We start from the raw sequence: 17,031 nt of genomic DNA on the forward strand, positions 1-17,031 counted from the left end.
AATCGAATTGAATAAAACGACTGGGGGAAGAAAAATGAGAGTAAAAGAACAATTGTTAACTTTGAGAGCGTATGTGCCTGGGAAAAATATTGAAGAAGTAAAAAGGGAATATGGATTATCAAAAATTGTGAAATTAGCATCGAACGAAAATCCATTCGGTTGCTCAGCGCGTGTAACAGAAGCATTAACTTCTTTAGCGAGCCAATATGCCCTTTATCCAGATGGATATGCCTTTGAACTTCGGACAAAAGTAGCGGAACATTTAGGTGTAAAAGCAGAACAACTACTATTTGGTAGTGGATTAGATGAAGTCATTCAAATGATTAGCCGTGCATTACTACACGAAGGAACAAATGTTGTAATGGCGAATCCGACATTCTCGCAATACCATCACCATGCTGTTATTGAAGGAGCAGAAGTTCGTGAAGTACCACTTAAAGATGGCATTCATGATTTAGATGCGATGCTAGAGCAAGTAGATGATAAAACGAAGATCGTATGGATTTGTAATCCGAATAATCCGACAGGTACATATGTAGAGAAACAAAAATTACTTTCATTTTTAGAATCAGTTCCTAAGTCAGCGCTCGTTATTATGGACGAGGCATATTATGAATATGCGGGGGCGGAAGACTATCCGCAAACGTTGCCACTTCTTGAAAAGTATGGAAATCTTATGATTTTACGCACGTTTTCAAAAGCATACGGTTTAGCCGCTTTCCGTATTGGGTATGCGGTTGGTAATGAGCAGTTAATTGGGCAATTAGAAGTAGCAAGGTTACCATTTAATACATCGACTGTAGCGCAATCTGTAGCACTCGCTGCTTTAGAAGATCAAGCATTTTTACAAGAATGTGTGAAAAAGAATGAAGAAGGTTTACATCAGTATTATGCATTTTGTAAGGAATATAACGTATTCTATTATCCATCTCAAACAAATTTCATTTTCTTAAAGCTCGGTATTCCTGGTAATGAGGCTTTCGAACGATTAATGAAGAAAGGCTATATCGTTCGTTCTGGTGCTGCATTTGGTATACATGATGGCATTCGTATTACTGTCGGTTTGAAAGAAGAAAATGATGAAATTATAGAACTGTTGAAAGAGCTTGTAAACGAGCAAGTAAAGAAAGAAGAAACATACTCTTAAGAGTTTGTAAAGGCTCCTAATATAGGAGTCTTTTTTATTTAAATAAAGAAGAACTGTAAAGAGTTCGTGCGGGCTAATAATTCATAAGGGGAGTTATTTGCACGGTCATAAAAGAAAACGGTACAATAGAAAGTAGTAATGCGGTATCGGTGTCATATTTGAATCGTTATCAGTGAAAGTACAAGAAGAAGTATGCTCATTCTAAAGGTTGCGTTCTTACACCTAGTTGCTTATGATAAAGTGAAACTTTAATTAGTAGGGGGATGTTTATCCCCCGCTGATTATTAGTTGAACCAATCGGGCTTTTACGGGCAGTTGACCCAAAAACTAACTTCTTTGCCTTAGCTGAATTTTGAGGTGGGGTCTTACTGCCCGTTAATAGCGGGGGAAATGAACAGAAAAGAATATTTTTTAGAATTAAAGGAGACGTTTATGCAAAAGTTTGAACAAGTTGTTTCATATATTGAAAATGGTGAAGCGGAAAAAGGATTACAATTATTAAAAGAACAATTAAAAATTGCGAATGATGAAGAGAAGTATGATATCGCTCGCTATTATCATACACTTGGATTTACGGATGAAGCGTTAGCTATTACAGAAGACTTACGTTTATTGTATCCAGAGGAAAGTGAATTCACTGTATTTTTAGCAGAATTATATATTGATCTAGACAAAGAAGATGAAGCGATTGAAGTGCTTCATGATATTCCAGAAAATGATGATTTATATGTTCAATCGTTATTACTTGTTGCGGATTTATTCCAAATGCAAGGTTTCGATGATGTAGCAGAACAAAAACTATTAAAGGCGAAAGAAATGATGCCTGACGAGCCTGTCATTACGTTTGGATTAGCAGAGTTATATAGTAGTAAAGGTGAAGAACAAAAGGCAATCACTTATTATGAGTCGCTATTAGCGGAACATAAAGTAATGGGTGGTGTTGTCATTGCGCTACGCCTTGGAGAAACGTTAAGCGCGATTGGAAATTGGGAAGAGGCGATTTCTTACTACGAAGCAGGTTTAGAGGAACAAAAAGATATTCACTCATTATTTGGATATGCCTTCACGTTATACCAAGGTGAAGAATACCAACGAGCAATTGGTGCTTGGCAAGAACTGAAAGAATTAGATCCTGAGTATGCATCGCTTTACATGTATTTAGCGAAAAGCTATGAAAAAGAAGGGATGCTTCAAGAAAGCTATGAAACACTTCATGAAGGAATTAAAGTAGATGAGCTTTCTGTACCATTTTATGTAGAATTAGCAAACATTGCAGCGAAATTAGGGAAAATTGCGGAAGCAGAGGAAGTACTTCAAAAAGCGCTTGAGTTAGATCCAGGACATTTAGGTGCAACATTAAAATATGCGTACATCTTAAAGGAACAAGAAAAATATGAAGAGTTAATCGCTGTTGTAGAGCGTGCAATTGATAGCGGAGAACCAGATACACAACTACTTTGGGATCTTGCATTTGCAAAAAAACAATTAGAAATGTATTCGGATGCATTAAAACACTATGAAAGTGCATATACTTCTTTTAAGAATCATCCAGACTTCTTGGAAGAGTACGGTTATTTCTTATTGGAAGAAGGTATGCGAAAAGAGGCGAAAGAAGTATTTACTCAGTTAATACAACTAGACCCGACACAAATTCATATTGAAGAATTGTTATATAATTTAGAGGATTTTTCATAAGTTGGAAGGAAACTGAATGCCGCTTCTTGAATCTAAAAAGAAAAGAGAAAGACAGAGGAGGGACTTAATTGCTATGAATACCCCTGTTTCTGTAAACGAGAAGAAGGATTTTGTAAAATGGTTTTTGAATAATTACCAACTGAAACAGCGTGAATGTGTATGGATTTTGAATTATTTAATGAGTCACGACCAATTGATGCATAAAGTCCACTTCGTAGAGCATGCAAAATATTGTCCGCGTGGCTTAGTAATGTCCGCGAATTGTGTAAAAGATACACCGTTTCACTTTTTTAAACAAAATGTTATGACAACAGATGCTGAAAAATCGTTTCATGATATTCGTTTAAATCGAGATGAGGATATTTATATTCAACTCAATTTTAAATCATCGTTTCAAAATGCCAACTATGTAGCTGTATTAGAAGAAAACCCGTATTTACCAAAGCACATTGAAGTAAATGAAAAAGATCGTTTACTTGCAGAAAGGTTTTTAGAAGAAAGTGTATTTTCTTTTAGAAGAGAACGTCTTCTAAAGCAAATTGATGAAGCGCTGGATAAGCAAGATAAGGAAGCGTTTCATAGGTTAACAGTGGAGTTAAAGATGTTATAAAATTCATTTGGATTCATAAAATTTTACAAATTTCAGACTTTTTAAGAAAAACTACCTTAATATAGGTAGTTTTTCTTTTTTTACCTCTTTTAGTATGGTTTAATATATATAAAGTGAAAGTTCTGTCATTTCCAGGTGAGGGAGGGAAGAAATTTGAAATGGATTGTAAAAGATGTGGAGCAGTTTGAGCAAGCAAGAGAATATGTAGATACGGGTGTTATACCACTTTTATCAATTTCAGCAGCAAAAGAAATGAAAACGGTAGTAGAACAAGGCGAATTTATCGAATTGTTGAGTATGGAGCTAGAAAGAGAATATAAAGGAAGAGTGCTTTTACTACCTGCATTTACGTATCTAGTAGAAAGTCAAAAAAACGAAAAAGGCCGTTTGCAAGAATGGACAAATCATTTGAGAAAGCAAGGTTTTAAGCATATTGCTTATGTTACAAGTGATTTTTCATGGAAAGAAGATATGCAAGAATTGCAGGGAGATTTATTTTGGTTTCCTTCATTAGCGTTAGAACAATTTAGTGATCAAGCGAAAAGAGAAGTGATTCATGCACATATAAAAAATATAATGGTAATGTTAGAAGAAAAATGGGGAAAACAATAATAAACAGAAAGTTCTTATTATTATGAGTAGTATGATATTGACCTGTGCATGAGCGTATTATATCATGATAGTGTCCTAGTTTTTATTTTTTATATAATTTATCACGAGGGGACAATTTCTGATAGAGGGGGGAAATTTTCGTGAGCGAGAAAGAACATCGTGTGTCAAGAAGACAGTTTTTAAATTACACCCTTACAGGGGTAGGAGGCTTTATGGCAGCGGGTATTTTAATGCCGATGACGCGATTTGCGCTTGATCCGGTGTTAAGAAAAGAAGCGGGAACGGATATGGTTGCTGTTGCACAAGTAAAGGATATTACAACAGAGCCGAAACGTTTCGACTTTAAGGTGAAGCAGGTTGATGGTTGGTACAAGTCCGAAGAGCCAAAATCAGCTTGGGTTCATAAAGATGAAAGCGGAGACATTGTTGCGTTCTCTCCAGTATGTAAACATTTAGGATGTACAGTTAACTGGAATTCGGACAAAGCACATCCGAATCAATTCTTTTGTCCATGTCACGGGGGCCGTTACACAAAAGACGGAATTAACATTAAAGGCACGCCGCCCCTTGCTCCACTTGATGTATACGAATCTAAAGTGAAAGATGGAACGTTGTATCTAGGAAAAGCGAAGCCAAGAGGGGGTGCAAAGTAGATGCTAAATAAAATTTATGATTGGGTAGATGAAAGGTTAGATATTACACCAATATGGCGTGATATCGCTGATCATGAAGTACCTGAACATGTAAACCCGGCACATCACTTTTCTGCATTCGTTTATTGCTTTGGCGGACTTACCTTTTTCGTTACTGTAATTCAAATTTTATCTGGAATGTTTTTGACGATGTATTATGTGCCTGATATTAAAAATGCTTGGGAATCGGTTTATTATTTGCAAAATGAAGTTGCATATGGGCAAATTGTTCGTGGTATGCACCACTGGGGTGCTAGTCTCGTAATTGTAATGATGTTTTTACATACACTTAGAGTTTTCTTCCAGGGTGCGTATAAAAAGCCTCGTGAGCTAAACTGGATTGTTGGTGTTCTTATTTTCTTTGTTATGTTAGGTCTTGGTTTTACCGGATATTTATTACCGTGGGATATGAAAGCGTTATTTGCTACGAAAGTAGGGATTCAAATTGCAGAGCAAACGCCGCTCATTGGTCCTTACATTAAAACATTACTCGCTGGTCATTCCGAAATTGTTGGCGCTCAAACATTAACTCGCTTCTTTGCTATTCACGTCTTCTTCTTACCAGCAGCACTTCTAGGTTTAATGGCCTTCCACTTCATCATGATTCGCAAACAAGGTATTTCCGGTCCACTATAAGAGATTGCTAAATTAAAGGGGAAAGAACTAAAGGAGGGAGATTATGCATCGCGGCAAAGGGATGAAGTTTGTAGGAGATTCTCGGGTACCAGTAGCTCGGAAACCAAACATTCCAAAAGACTATTCGGAATACCCAGGGAAAACAGAAGCATTTTGGCCGAACTTCTTGTTAAAAGAATGGATGGTTGGTGCAGTTTTTTTAATCGGTTATTTATGTTTAACAGTGGCGCATCCGTCACCGCTTGAAAGAATGGCGGATCCAACTGATGCTGGGTATATACCACTTCCAGATTGGTATTTCTTATTCTTGTATCAGTTATTAAAGTATTCTTATGCTTCTGGCTCATTTACTGTAATTGGAGCGTTCATTATGCCAGGGATTGCGTTTGGCGCATTACTGTTAGCTCCATTTCTTGATCGAGGCCCAGAAAGACGCCCATTGAAGCGTCCTGTAGCAACGGGATTTATGCTTTTAGCAATTGCATCGATTATCTTTTTAACTTGGGAATCTGTAGCACACCACGACTGGGAAGCTGCAAAAAAACAAGGAGCAATTGTAAAAACAGCACCAGTTGATAAAAATGATGACGGTTATAAATTAATGCAAAAAAATACTTGTTTAACATGTCACGGTGACAATTTACAGGGCGGAGCAGCAGCACCGGCACTGCAAAATTTAACTTTGAAGCCAGAAGAAATTGCTAAAATTGCGAAAGAGGGAAAAGGTTCCATGCCTAAAGGTGTATTTAAAGGTACAGATGAGGAGCTGAAGAAGCTTTCGGAATTCGTTGCAAAGTATAATAAAAAATAATAAAAAGCTGACTACAAAATTTGTAGTCAGCTTTTTATTTTGATGATAGAAAGTTTACTATATAATAGAGTAGAGTTTGATGAAAGAATGAAAGGTGTTGGACATACAACTTGGTTTATTTGTATGCAATGTTAAGACAACGCTCCGTATTATTATTTTTATTAGTTGTTAACATATTAGGTACAATATACGGATTTATATGGTATGGAAATCAATTAAAAGAAACTTCACCTATATTTTGGCCGTTTGTACCCGATAGTCCTATGGCAAGTCTCTTTTTTGTCTTTGTTTTAATTGCTTTTTTAATAAAAAGAAATTGGGGATTAATAGAGGCGCTAGCGATTGTTACTTTAATAAAATATGGAATATGGGCTGTTGTTGTAAATGGGATTATGATCTATGTAAAAGGTCCTATTGGCTTTATCGGGTATATGTTAATGCTTTCACATTTTGCGATGGCAGTACAAGCAGTGCTATATGCACCGTTTTACCGTATAAAAAAATGGCATTTTGCAGTAGCAGCTATATGGACATTACATAACGATGCAATTGATTATTTGTTTTGGCAAATGCCGAGATACGGAATTATGCATTTGTTTGTAGGGGAAATTGGTTATTTTACGTTCTGGTTAAGCATTGCTGTGCTTTGTATGACATATTATTATTGCTTACGTGAGAATCGAAAACAGTTTTCTTTATAATCGTTAGAACATTAGGGGGAGAAAATGAAGAAAAATACGAGTGGTACAAAAATATTGGATCGATTGATTACGATAATTGTTTCATATAGCATAGCATTTTCTATATTTGCACTCGCAACAACGGCGGTTGTATACGGAAAATGGCTATATTATTTTGAAATTGATTTTTTAAACATTCCAGATTTAGCAGATATGACGAAGGATGATATTAAAAGAAATTATGATGTGCTTATCACATATTTATCTCCGTTTTATGACGGTGCATTACAGTTGCCCACATTAGATATGTCTACAAATGGTCGTATTCATTTTGTAGATGTTAAAAATATTTTAGTAAAGATACAATATGTAATGTATGCGACAATTATGATTGCAATAGTAGGCGGCATGTATTTATTAAAAAAGAAAAATGAAAAGTTTTTACTGCATGGATCGATTGTAACAATTATCTTTCCGATTGCGCTTGTGTTACCAATCGCTATTAATTTTGAAAAGAGTTTTGTATTATTCCATAAGCTTTTATTCAGTAATGATTATTGGATGTTTGATATTGAAACGGATCCGATTATATTAATGTTACCAGAAGAGTTCTTTATGCATGCAGCGTGTGCTATTTTATTATTTATTTTATGTGGTAGCATAATTTGTTATAGCTTGTATAAATATTTTGTAAAAAAGAAAAGGATTTCAAAAGAAAAATTCTCTGTTTAAAGAGAATTTTTTTGTTTGTAAAACGATAATATATTTTTCCGTCCAGTTCTGTTCTATTCTTGTCCAAATTAACATATTTTGTACTAGTAGTTATAGGGGGGACCGTGATGAAGAGAACATTAGTTGGATTGATAGCATTTCTAATTATAATGTTTCCGTTACGTATATATGCTGAAGAGTGGAGTGAACTAACAGGCTTGTTGGATGACTCATTACAATTAGTGAAGCGTAATGAAGATGAAAAAGCAGTACAAGTATTACAACATTTCTCGGAGCAGTTTGTCATAAAGGGGAATGAAAAGAAGCAAGAAGTAACGCCAGATCAAGTTAGAGTTATTTCTTTAGCTTACGACAAAGCGAAACAATCTCTCGCGGAAGAAGAGGTAAGTAAACAAGTTAAAATTGATAATGTACTAGCACTGCAGCTCGCTGTTGATGCACAAGTATCGAAGTACCAACCACTTTGGATGGAAAGAGAAGGAAAAGTAATGGATGCCTTTTCTCAAATGGAAAAAGCGATGACAAAAGAAGATACGGGACAGTTTCAACAAACGTTAAACACATTTTTACATGAATTTAATATTATTTATCCAAGCTTAATGATAGCTCTGCCAGAAAACGAAGTGCAGCGTGTAAATGCCCATTTATCTTATTTGGATGAATTCCGTAACGTTATGTTAAAAACGAAAGGTGGGCAAATGCAAGTAGGAATCATTAAAGGGGATTTACAAAAGATATTTCATACAGTAAAAAAAGACGAAATTGCACCCTCTCTCATTTGGTTTATGACAATTACTGGAGGTCTTATTTTATTCACATTAACTTATGTTGGATGGAGAAAGTATAAAGGGGAGAGAGAAAAAAGAAAAAGTAATGTACATTCTAAGAATAGATAATGTAATAAATAAAGATACGGATTGTAAGGTTTATTCATTGACAATGGTGGCAGAAGAAAATAGAATGAGAAGTACTATAATTAAAACTTCAATGGAGGTTCATGATGTTTTATTTAATTTACTTCGCGATCATTTTGATCATACCGTTGTACGCACAGTCAAAAGTACGTAGTGCCTATAGCAAGTATTCACAAGTTTACTCAACATCAGGTATGACAGGAGCAGAAGTGGCTCGGAAAATTTTAGATGAGAATGGATTATACAACGTAGCCGTTGAAGAAACACCAGGTCATTTATCAGACCATTATGATCCAACTGCAAAAACAGTTCGATTATCAACAGATAACTATTACGGTCATTCAGTTGCTGGTACAGCAGTTGCAGCACACGAAGTAGGACACGCAATTCAAGATGCAAAAGATTATAACTTTATGCGCGTTCGTCATTCGTTAGTGCCAGTTGCAAACTTTGGTTCGAATATGTCTTGGATTTTCGTCCTAATCGGTATATTTGCACAAATGTCTGGTTTGTTGTTATTAGGTATCATTTTAATGGCAGCAGGTGTTGTGTTCCAACTTGTTACATTACCAGTTGAATTTGATGCATCCAAGCGTGCAATGCAACAAATTGAAGCGTTAGGTATCGTATCAACCGATGAATATGGGCAAGCTCGTAAAGTATTAAATGCGGCAGCATTAACATATGTAGCAGCTGCAGCTGTAGCGGTATTTGAATTATTACGTCTTGTATTGATTTATACTGGTATGCAGCGTAGCGACGACTAAAGACTATCAATTTTGATAGTCTTTTTTGTTTTATGAATTGAATTATATAATATATGGCAAGTAGCAATAATAGAAGTAATGCGGAAAGGTGGTGGGGCAAATGAAATATCCAAGTCATTTAGTAAAACAAGTGAAAGAACGTAGTGCTCCTTATCAGCTAGAAGGCTTTTTAAGTGGACAAGGTCCTGAAAATCCAAAATTTATGTTGTTAGGAGAAGCGCCTGGTGAAACAGAAATTCATAATGGAATTCCGTTTAGCGGGAGAGCGGGAAAACAATTAATGGGGTTTTTAGAACGTATTCACGTTACAAGGGAAGAAGTATATATTACGAGCGCTGTTCGGAGTAGACCTTATAAATGGCGAGAGAAAAAAGAACGAAATGGTGAAATCATACAAAAAAAGTATAATAGAACGCCAAATCAAGGAGAAATAGTTGCCCATGCGCCTTTGTTAGATTATGAATTAGAGAAAATAAATCCGAAGCTTATCGTCACGCTTGGCAATATCGGTCTTCAACGTTTAATAGGAAAAGATAAAAAAATCACAGACGTACACGGACAATTATTAAAACAGCCCATTCAAAAGTTAAAGGATATGCAAAGTGCAGAGTTTACATGGTCAGAGAAAGAATATCATATTTTTCCGATATTTCACCCTGCTTCCATTTTTTATAATCGAAGTTTATTGGAGCTTATTTATGAGGATTTAGATAAACTTGAAAAATATGTAATAAAAAACTAGAAAAGCTAAAGAGCTTTTCTAGTTGCGTTTATGTATGTAACGGATTTTTATTTTCATCCAATGTAAAACCTTCACCAACTACATCGTGTACGTCACTTACAGCAACAAAGGCGTGAGGATCTACAGAAGTAATAATGTTTTTTAGTTTCACGATTTCATTTTTAGCAACAACGCAATACAATACGTTCCGTTCCACTTTTGTATACGACCCAACAGCTTTTAAAAAGGTTGCTCCGCGCTCCATCTCAGATAAAATTTTGGCAGCAATTTCATCGTTTTTATCTGAGATAATCGTTGCTCCTTTTGCTGCATAGGCTCCTTCTTGCATAAAATCAATCACTTTCGCTCCGATAAAAACAGCAACTAACGTATACATACCCTCGCGATATGATAAATAGGTAAGGATAGAGACGATAATGACGATAGCATCAAACATAAACATCGTTTTCCCCATACTCCAGCCAACATATTTATGAGCGAGTCTCGCGATAATATCTACACCGCCAGTAGTTCCGCCGTATTTAAATATAATCCCAAGACCGATACCAATAAATGCTCCGGCGAATAAAGCAGCAAGTGTCATATCGTTTTGTAAGTTTACATGTAAGTTGAGAACTTCGTAACGCTGAAAAATCCATAGAAATAAAGATACGCTAAAGGTGCCGATTAGTGTATATATAAATGTCGTTCTTCCAAGTAATTTCCAACCAATAAAAAATATAGGGATATTTAAAATTAAGTTTGAATAAGAAGGATCAAACTTAAATAGAAAATACAATAATAGTGTAATACCGGTAAATCCACCTTCTGCAAGGTGATTTTCAATATTGATATTCACAATACCGAAAGAAAAAATAGCGGAACCGATTAAAATGAAAATGATATTTCGAATCTTCAAATTTGATGTCATATAGAAATCCCCCTAATTATGTAAATGGCATTGCTCCGCTGAAACGGTAAAACATAATGATAAGTAATTTCTAGTTGCTAGTGAAAATAGTGAAGGCTGTAAAAACGCAAAAGAAGTTTCACTTTACCCCGTTCCAACGGCTGGTAGGGAATAAAGCAAGGAAGCAGGGAAAACCAGTCGTTGGAACCCGATTGGTTTAGGTTGCTCTTTTGCCAAAAATGCAAAAGAAAGTTTCACTTTACCCCGTTCCAACGGCTGGTAGGGAATAAAGCAAGGAAGCAGTGAAAACCAGCCGTAGGAACCCGATTGGTTCAACTAATCTTTTGCGAAAAGCATGCAAAAGAAGTTTCACTTTATTATAATCTTTCCCAAAAAGGGTCGCAAATAGGTGTTTGGCGGGGAATAATATTTGTCAAATCGCGATGAATTGGCTAACATGAAAGAGGAAGGATTAGAGGTGAATTGTATGGAAGCGAAAACGATGAAGGATATGCAGAAAGAAGTAGATGCATATATTGGTCAGTTTAAAGAAGGTTATTTCAGTCCACTTGCAATGATGGCTCGTTTAACGGAAGAAATGGGGGAGCTTGCAAGAGAGGTTAATCATTATTATGGTGAGAAACCGAAGAAAACAACTGAAACAGAACGTAGTATTGAAGAAGAGCTTGGAGATGTATTATTTGTTATGATTTGTATGGCAAATAGTTTAAATATTGATTTAGAAACAGCACATAACATTGTAATGAATAAATTTAATACTCGCGATAAAGATCGCTGGACACGTATTGATGAGGGAGAGAAAGAATAATGAAAGAAATTAAAGTAATTATCGCTGGACCAAGAGGACGTATGGGACATGAAGCAGTTCTTCTTATGGAAAGAACGGAACATTTTAATTTAGTAGCAGCAGTGGATTATAAGCATGGTGGAGAGAAAATCTCTGATTTACCTGGAATGCCAGCGTTAGATACACCTATTTACGCGGATTTACATACTTGTTTAGAGGAAGTAGAAGCAGATGTGTTGTTAGATTTAACAACGCCAGAAGTTGGAAAACAACACGTTACACTAGCAGTTGAGCGTGGACTTCGTTCTGTTATTGGTACAACTGGATTTACAGAAGAAGAGCTAAAACAATTAACCGAGATTGCAAAAGAAAAAGCAGTAGGAACAATTATCGCTCCAAACTTTGCAATTGGTGCAGTTCTTATGATGAAATTCTCACAAATGGCAGCGAAGTACTTCCAAGATGTTGAAGTAATTGAATTGCATCATGATCAAAAATTAGATGCACCATCTGGTACTGCGGTAAAAACAGTAGAATTGATTCGTCAAAATCGCCAATCAAAGCAGCAAGGACATCCAAATGAAGTAGAGCAACTAAAAGGAGCTCGTGGTGCAAATGTAGACGGCATTCACATTCATAGTGTACGTTTACCAGGACTTATTGCACACCAAGAAGTAATGTTTGGTGGAGACGGACAAATGTTAACAGTTCGTCATGATTCATTCAATCGTGCATCATTTATGTCTGGTGTAAAACTATCAATTGAGACAGTAATGAATCTAGATCATCTTGTGTACGGTTTAGAAAATATTATCGACTAAAGGGGAGACAACGGATGAAAATTGCCTTAATCGCACATGACAAAAAGAAAAATGACATGGTTTCGTTTGCATACGCATATAAACCAATTTTTGAACAACATGAATTATTTGCAACAGGAACGACAGGGCTTCGTATTATGGAAGCGACCGGTTTAGTTGTAACAAGATATCAATCTGGTCCTCTTGGTGGGGATCAAGAAATTGGTGCAATGATTGCGAAAAATGATTTAGACATGGTAATTTTCTTCCGCGATCCATTAACAGCACAGCCGCATGAACCGGATGTGAATGCATTGCTTCGTTTATGTGATGTATATGCAATTCCACTTGCAACGAATATGGCAAGTGCTGAAATGTTAATGCACGCATTAGAGCGAGGAGATTTAGATTACCGCAAGTTAAGAAAATGAGGGGAACAATTATGAGTGGATTACATATATTAGCGTTTGGTGCTCATGCCGATGATGTTGAAATCGGCATGGCTGGTACCATTGCTAAATATACGAAGCAAGGGTATGAAGTAGGTATTTGTGATTTAACAGAAGCTGATCTTTCTTCTAACGGAACGATAGAGTTAAGAAAAGAAGAAGCAAAGGCGGCAGCTCGTATAATGGGAGTAAAAACGAGACTAAATTTAGCGATGCCAGACCGTGGGTTGTATATGAAAGAAGAGTATATACGTGAAATTGTAAAAGTAATTCGTACATATAAACCAAAACTAGTTTTTGCACCGTATTATGAAGATCGTCATCCAGATCATGCAAATTGTGCAAAACTTGTGGAAGAAGCTATTTTTTCAGCGGGAATTCGCAAATATATGCCAGAGGTTCCACCACATCGTGTGGAGTCTTTTTATCATTATATGATTAATGGTTTTCATAAACCGAATTTTTGTATAGATATTAGTGAATACGTATCGCAAAAAGTGGAAGCACTAGAAGCGTATGAAAGTCAGTTTTCAACAGGGAGTGATGGTGTGAAAACGCCGTTAACAGAAGGTTACGTTGAAACTGTAGTCGCTCGTGAGAAAATGTTTGGAAAAGAAGTTGGAGTCTTATATGCCGAAGGGTTTATGAGTAAGAAACCGGTTTTATTACATGCTGATTTAATAGGGGGATGTAAATGAAATTAAAAATAGGTATTACATGTTATCCTTCTGTAGGTGGTTCTGGAGTTGTTGGAACAGAATTAGGAAAGCAATTAGCGGAACGCGGGCATGAAATTCATTTTATTACATCGGGTTTACCATTCCGGTTAAATAAAGTGTATCCAAACATTTACTTTCATGAAGTGACAGTAAATCAATACTCTGTATTTCAATATCCACCGTACGATTTAGCGTTAGCGAGTAAAATGGCAGAGGTTGCACAAAGAGAAAACCTAGACATTTTACATGTGCATTACGCAATACCACATGCCATTTGTGCTTATTTAGCAAAACAAATGATTGGCGAGCGTATTAAAATTGTTACAACCTTGCATGGAACAGATATTACTGTGTTAGGTTCCGACCCTTCGTTAAATAATTTAATTCGTTTTGGTATTGAGCAATCCGATGTTGTGACGGCTGTCTCGCATTCATTAATTAACGAAACGCATGAGCTTGTAAAACCAAATAAAGACATTCAAACGGTATATAACTTTATAGACGAACGTGTATATTTCAAGCGTGATATGACTCAATTAAAGAAAGAATACGGTATAAGTGAAAGTGAAAAGATACTCATTCATATTTCAAATTTCCGTAAAGTGAAACGTGTGCAAGATGTTGTGCAGGCTTTTGCTAAAATTGTTACAGAAGTAGATGCGAAGTTGCTTCTTGTTGGAGATGGACCGGAATTTTGCACGATTTTACAGTTGGTGAAAAATTTACATATTGAAGATCGCGTCTTATTTTTAGGGAAGCAAGATAATGTTGCAGAGTTACTTGCGATGAGTGATTTAATGTTACTTCTATCAGAGAAAGAGAGTTTTGGTCTTGTTTTATTAGAAGCGATGGCGTGTGGTGTACCTTGTATCGGAACAAGGGTTGGAGGTATTCCAGAAGTCATTCAACATGGTGAAACAGGATATTTATGTGAAGTTGGCGATACAACAGGAGTGGCAAATCAAGCCATTCAGTTATTAAAGGATGAAGAACTTCACCGTAATATGGGAGAGCGAGCAAGAGCAAGTGTTTACGAGCAGTTCCGCTCTGAAAAAATCGTCTCACAATATGAAACGATTTACTATGATGTACTAAGGGATGACAAAAATGGAAAGATTTAAAAAAGCTAGTTCTATTATTGAGACTTTAAAGCAACAAGGGCATGAGGCCTACTTTGTCGGCGGAAGCGTACGCGATCTTATTATCGATAGGCCGATTGGAGATATTGATATTGCGACATCTGCTTTACCAGAAGAAGTGATGGCTATATTTCCAAGACATGTTCCTGTTGGTCTTGAGCATGGAACTGTAATTGTAGTAGAAAATGGTGAACCTTATGAGGTAACCACGTTTCGAACAGAGAGCGAATATGAAGATTTTCGAAGACCTAGTAGTGTTCAATTTGTTCGTTCATTAGAAGAGGATTTAAAACGTCGTGATTTCACAATGAATGCAATTGCTATGACAGAAGAAGGCGAAATGGTTGATTTATTTGCTGGGCAGGAAGCGATTCAAAAGAGAGAAATTGTGACAGTGGGAAATGCTGCGGATCGTTTTCAAGAAGATGCCCTGCGAATGATGCGTGGTATTCGGTTCGTAAGTACGTTAGGTTTTTCTTTAGAGACGAAAACGAAACAAGCAATTGAAACATATGGACATTTGCTGGAACATATAGCAATTGAGAGAATTACAGTGGAGTTTGAAAAACTGTTAACTGGCACATATTGTGTGAAGGCTCTCAAAGAATTAGTAGAAACGAAACTATTTTCCCATCTACCATATTTACAGATGTCAGAAGAGAGATTGTTAAAAGCTACGCAGTATAACTGGGATTCTTTTGAAACAGACATTGAGGCATGGGCCTTTTTCTTATATTGTATCGGGGAAGAACATCCAGCTGTCTTTTTACGTCAATGGAAGTTTTCGAATAAAAAAATAAAAGATATCGTCGCAGTTTTATTAACAATCCGTAAGAGAAAGGAGAAGGATTGGGATACAGTTCTTCTTTATAAAACGGGAATTCATATAGCTGAAATGGCAGAAAGAGTATATGAAGCGATGATTGAAAGCTATGATCATACATCTGTGAAACGAGTACAAACGTTGTTTCAAGCATTGCCAATCAAGAGTCGACAAGAGATGAATGTGACTGGGAATGATTTGTTAAACTGGGCAAGTAAAAAGCCAGGTCCGTGGGTTGCTGAAATGATTCAAAAAATTGAAGAAGCAATCGTACAAGGAAATGTAGTGAATGAGAAAGAGTGTATAAGGGAGTGGCTGCAAGAATGCAATCTACTATAAGAAAGCAGTTATTGCAAGTTTTTTCGGAAGCGGATGGCGAGTTTGTATCTGGTCAAACGATTAGTGATAAACTTGGTTGCTCAAGAACTGCTGTGTGGAAACATATGGAGGACCTTCGGAATGAGGGGTATGAACTTGAAGCTGTGCGTCGATTAGGCTATCGAATTGCAAGTAAGCCAGACAAAGTGACTGCGAATGAAATTCAGTTAGGGTTACAAACGAAACATATTGGTAGAACAGTGTATTTTGAAGAGTCTGTTGAATCGACGCAGTATATTGCAGCAAAACTTGCTTATGAAGGTGCAGAAGAAGGAACGATTGTTGTGGCAGAAGAACAAACAGCGGGTAGAGGTCGTTTAAGCAGAAAATGGCATTCACCAAAAGGAACAGGAATTTGGATGAGTATTATTTTACGTCCATCAATCCCGGTTCATCATGCACCACAACTTACTTTGTTAGCCGCTGTTAGCGTTGCGCAAGCAATTGAAAAGTGCACAGGTGTAAATGTAGGAATAAAATGGCCGAATGATATTTTAATTCAGGGGAAAAAAGCTGTAGGTATATTAACAGAAATGCAAGCTGATCCTGATAAAATTAATGCTGTCATTATGGGTATTGGTATTAATGCGAATCAAAAGCAAGAACATTTTGATGAGGAAATTCAGCATATTGCTACTTCTTTAGCGATTGAATCTGGTAAGCCAATTGTTCGTGCGGAGCTTATGCAACAAATCTTTTTACAACTAGAAAAATTATATGAAGAGTATTTACAAAATGGTTTCTCTGTCATTAAAATTCTTTGGGAAAGTTACGCTGTGAGCATCGGGAAAGAAATTAACGCTCGAACGATGAGAGAGACAATTACAGGGATAGCAAAAGGAATTACAGAGGATGGTGTATTGCTTCTAGAAGATCATGAAGGAAAAGTACATCACATTCATTCTGCGGATATCGAAATTAAGTAAAAGAAGTTCCTCTTTTGGAACTTCTTTTTTATTTTAATATTTTTGAAATGAGTTTGCGGTGC

At 36.3% G+C, this 17,031-nt stretch carries 20 protein-coding genes; 19 read left to right on the forward strand and 1 reads right to left on the reverse strand.

Going from position 1 to position 17,031, the window contains the following annotated elements; genetic code table 11:
• Window positions 1-34 precede the first annotated feature (34 nt).
• The 12 genes from hisC (at window position 35) to PDQ68_RS07615 (ending at window position 10,038) form a co-directional block, all read left to right on the forward strand.
• On the forward strand, window positions 35-1,147 hold the full coding sequence (hisC, locus tag PDQ68_RS07560; RefSeq protein ID WP_049113555.1) for a histidinol-phosphate transaminase: 1,113 nt from the start codon (window positions 35-37) through the stop codon (window positions 1,145-1,147).
• Window positions 1,148-1,579: 432 nt separating this feature from the next.
• Complete coding sequence (locus PDQ68_RS07565; protein ID WP_016717018.1) at window positions 1,580-2,842, forward strand: tetratricopeptide repeat protein; 1,263 nt, start codon at window positions 1,580-1,582, stop codon at window positions 2,840-2,842.
• Window positions 2,843-2,915: 73 nt separating this feature from the next.
• Complete coding sequence (locus PDQ68_RS07570; RefSeq protein ID WP_270786647.1) at window positions 2,916-3,452, forward strand: ReoY family proteolytic degradation factor; 537 nt, start codon at window positions 2,916-2,918, stop codon at window positions 3,450-3,452.
• A gap of 135 nt (window positions 3,453-3,587) precedes the next feature.
• Window positions 3,588-4,064: a YpiF family protein gene (locus tag PDQ68_RS07575; RefSeq protein WP_116733345.1), complete on the forward strand. Its 477-nt coding sequence runs from the start codon at window positions 3,588-3,590 to the stop codon at window positions 4,062-4,064.
• Between the two features lie 140 nt (window positions 4,065-4,204).
• A complete protein-coding gene (qcrA, locus tag PDQ68_RS07580) occupies window positions 4,205-4,717 on the forward strand; it encodes a menaquinol-cytochrome c reductase iron-sulfur subunit (protein WP_001290418.1) in 513 nt (170 codons plus the stop codon).
• Window positions 4,718-5,392 (forward strand): menaquinol-cytochrome c reductase cytochrome b subunit, encoded by a 675-nt coding sequence (gene qcrB, locus PDQ68_RS07585; RefSeq protein WP_000932700.1) that lies wholly within the window; start codon window positions 4,718-4,720, stop codon window positions 5,390-5,392. It begins immediately after the preceding gene.
• A 43-nt stretch (window positions 5,393-5,435) separates the two neighbouring features.
• A complete protein-coding gene (qcrC, locus tag PDQ68_RS07590) occupies window positions 5,436-6,203 on the forward strand; it encodes a menaquinol-cytochrome c reductase cytochrome b/c subunit (protein ID WP_000554603.1) in 768 nt (255 codons plus the stop codon).
• Between the two features lie 110 nt (window positions 6,204-6,313).
• Complete coding sequence (lhaT, locus tag PDQ68_RS07595; RefSeq protein WP_000262825.1) at window positions 6,314-6,904, forward strand: lipoprotein heptaprenylglyceryl N-acetyltransferase LhaT; 591 nt, start codon at window positions 6,314-6,316, stop codon at window positions 6,902-6,904.
• A 24-nt stretch (window positions 6,905-6,928) separates the two neighbouring features.
• Window positions 6,929-7,615 (forward strand): lipoprotein intramolecular transacylase Lit, encoded by a 687-nt coding sequence (gene lit / locus PDQ68_RS07600; protein WP_000742535.1) that lies wholly within the window; start codon window positions 6,929-6,931, stop codon window positions 7,613-7,615.
• Window positions 7,616-7,722: 107 nt separating this feature from the next.
• Window positions 7,723-8,511 (forward strand): sporulation protein YpjB, encoded by a 789-nt coding sequence (gene ypjB / locus PDQ68_RS07605; RefSeq protein WP_000831687.1) that lies wholly within the window; start codon window positions 7,723-7,725, stop codon window positions 8,509-8,511.
• 104 nt (window positions 8,512-8,615) lie between these two features.
• Window positions 8,616-9,296, forward strand: a complete 681-nt coding sequence (locus PDQ68_RS07610) for a zinc metallopeptidase (RefSeq protein WP_000499537.1) — start codon at window positions 8,616-8,618, stop codon at window positions 9,294-9,296.
• Window positions 9,297-9,396: 100 nt separating this feature from the next.
• A complete protein-coding gene (locus tag PDQ68_RS07615; RefSeq protein ID WP_016717020.1) occupies window positions 9,397-10,038 on the forward strand; it encodes a uracil-DNA glycosylase in 642 nt (213 codons plus the stop codon).
• Window positions 10,039-10,066: 28 nt separating this feature from the next.
• Here PDQ68_RS07615 and PDQ68_RS07620 read toward each other — a convergent pair whose 3' ends face one another.
• Complete coding sequence (locus tag PDQ68_RS07620; RefSeq protein WP_000203308.1) at window positions 10,067-10,948, reverse strand: YitT family protein; 882 nt, start codon at window positions 10,946-10,948, stop codon at window positions 10,067-10,069.
• A gap of 466 nt (window positions 10,949-11,414) precedes the next feature.
• Between PDQ68_RS07620 and PDQ68_RS07625 the strand changes: the two genes are divergently transcribed.
• Genes PDQ68_RS07625 through PDQ68_RS07655 form a run of 7 tightly spaced genes read left to right on the forward strand, consistent with a single transcriptional unit; the run spans window position 11,415 to window position 16,969 of the window.
• Entirely contained in the window at window positions 11,415-11,756 is a 342-nt protein-coding gene (locus tag PDQ68_RS07625; RefSeq protein ID WP_001992677.1) for a nucleotide pyrophosphohydrolase, read from the forward strand.
• On the forward strand, window positions 11,756-12,556 hold the full coding sequence (gene dapB / locus PDQ68_RS07630) for a dihydrodipicolinate reductase (RefSeq protein ID WP_061184010.1): 801 nt from the start codon (window positions 11,756-11,758) through the stop codon (window positions 12,554-12,556). The genes PDQ68_RS07625 and dapB overlap by 1 nt, the downstream gene beginning before the upstream one ends.
• Before the next feature lie 14 nt (window positions 12,557-12,570).
• Entirely contained in the window at window positions 12,571-12,966 is a 396-nt protein-coding gene (gene mgsA / locus PDQ68_RS07635) for a methylglyoxal synthase (RefSeq protein ID WP_000684765.1), read from the forward strand.
• 11 nt (window positions 12,967-12,977) lie between these two features.
• Complete coding sequence (bshB1, locus tag PDQ68_RS07640) at window positions 12,978-13,682, forward strand: bacillithiol biosynthesis deacetylase BshB1 (RefSeq protein ID WP_000015666.1); 705 nt, start codon at window positions 12,978-12,980, stop codon at window positions 13,680-13,682.
• Window positions 13,679-14,824, forward strand: coding sequence for an N-acetyl-alpha-D-glucosaminyl L-malate synthase BshA (bshA, locus tag PDQ68_RS07645; RefSeq protein WP_016717021.1), 1,146 nt, complete (start codon window positions 13,679-13,681; stop codon window positions 14,822-14,824). The genes bshB1 and bshA overlap by 4 nt, the downstream gene beginning before the upstream one ends.
• The gene (locus PDQ68_RS07650; protein ID WP_061184011.1) at window positions 14,811-16,004 is read left to right on the forward strand and encodes a CCA tRNA nucleotidyltransferase; all 1,194 of its coding nucleotides are present in this window, start codon (window positions 14,811-14,813) and stop codon (window positions 16,002-16,004) included. The genes bshA and PDQ68_RS07650 overlap by 14 nt, the downstream gene beginning before the upstream one ends.
• Entirely contained in the window at window positions 15,989-16,969 is a 981-nt protein-coding gene (locus tag PDQ68_RS07655; protein ID WP_016717023.1) for a biotin--[acetyl-CoA-carboxylase] ligase, read from the forward strand. The genes PDQ68_RS07650 and PDQ68_RS07655 overlap by 16 nt, the downstream gene beginning before the upstream one ends.
• The last annotated feature ends 62 nt before the right edge of the window (window positions 16,970-17,031 follow it).

Origin of the sequence: Bacillus cereus group sp. Bc010 (assembly GCF_027716745.1) — a bacterium.
Classification (GTDB): domain Bacteria; phylum Bacillota; class Bacilli; order Bacillales; family Bacillaceae_G; genus Bacillus_A; species Bacillus_A pacificus.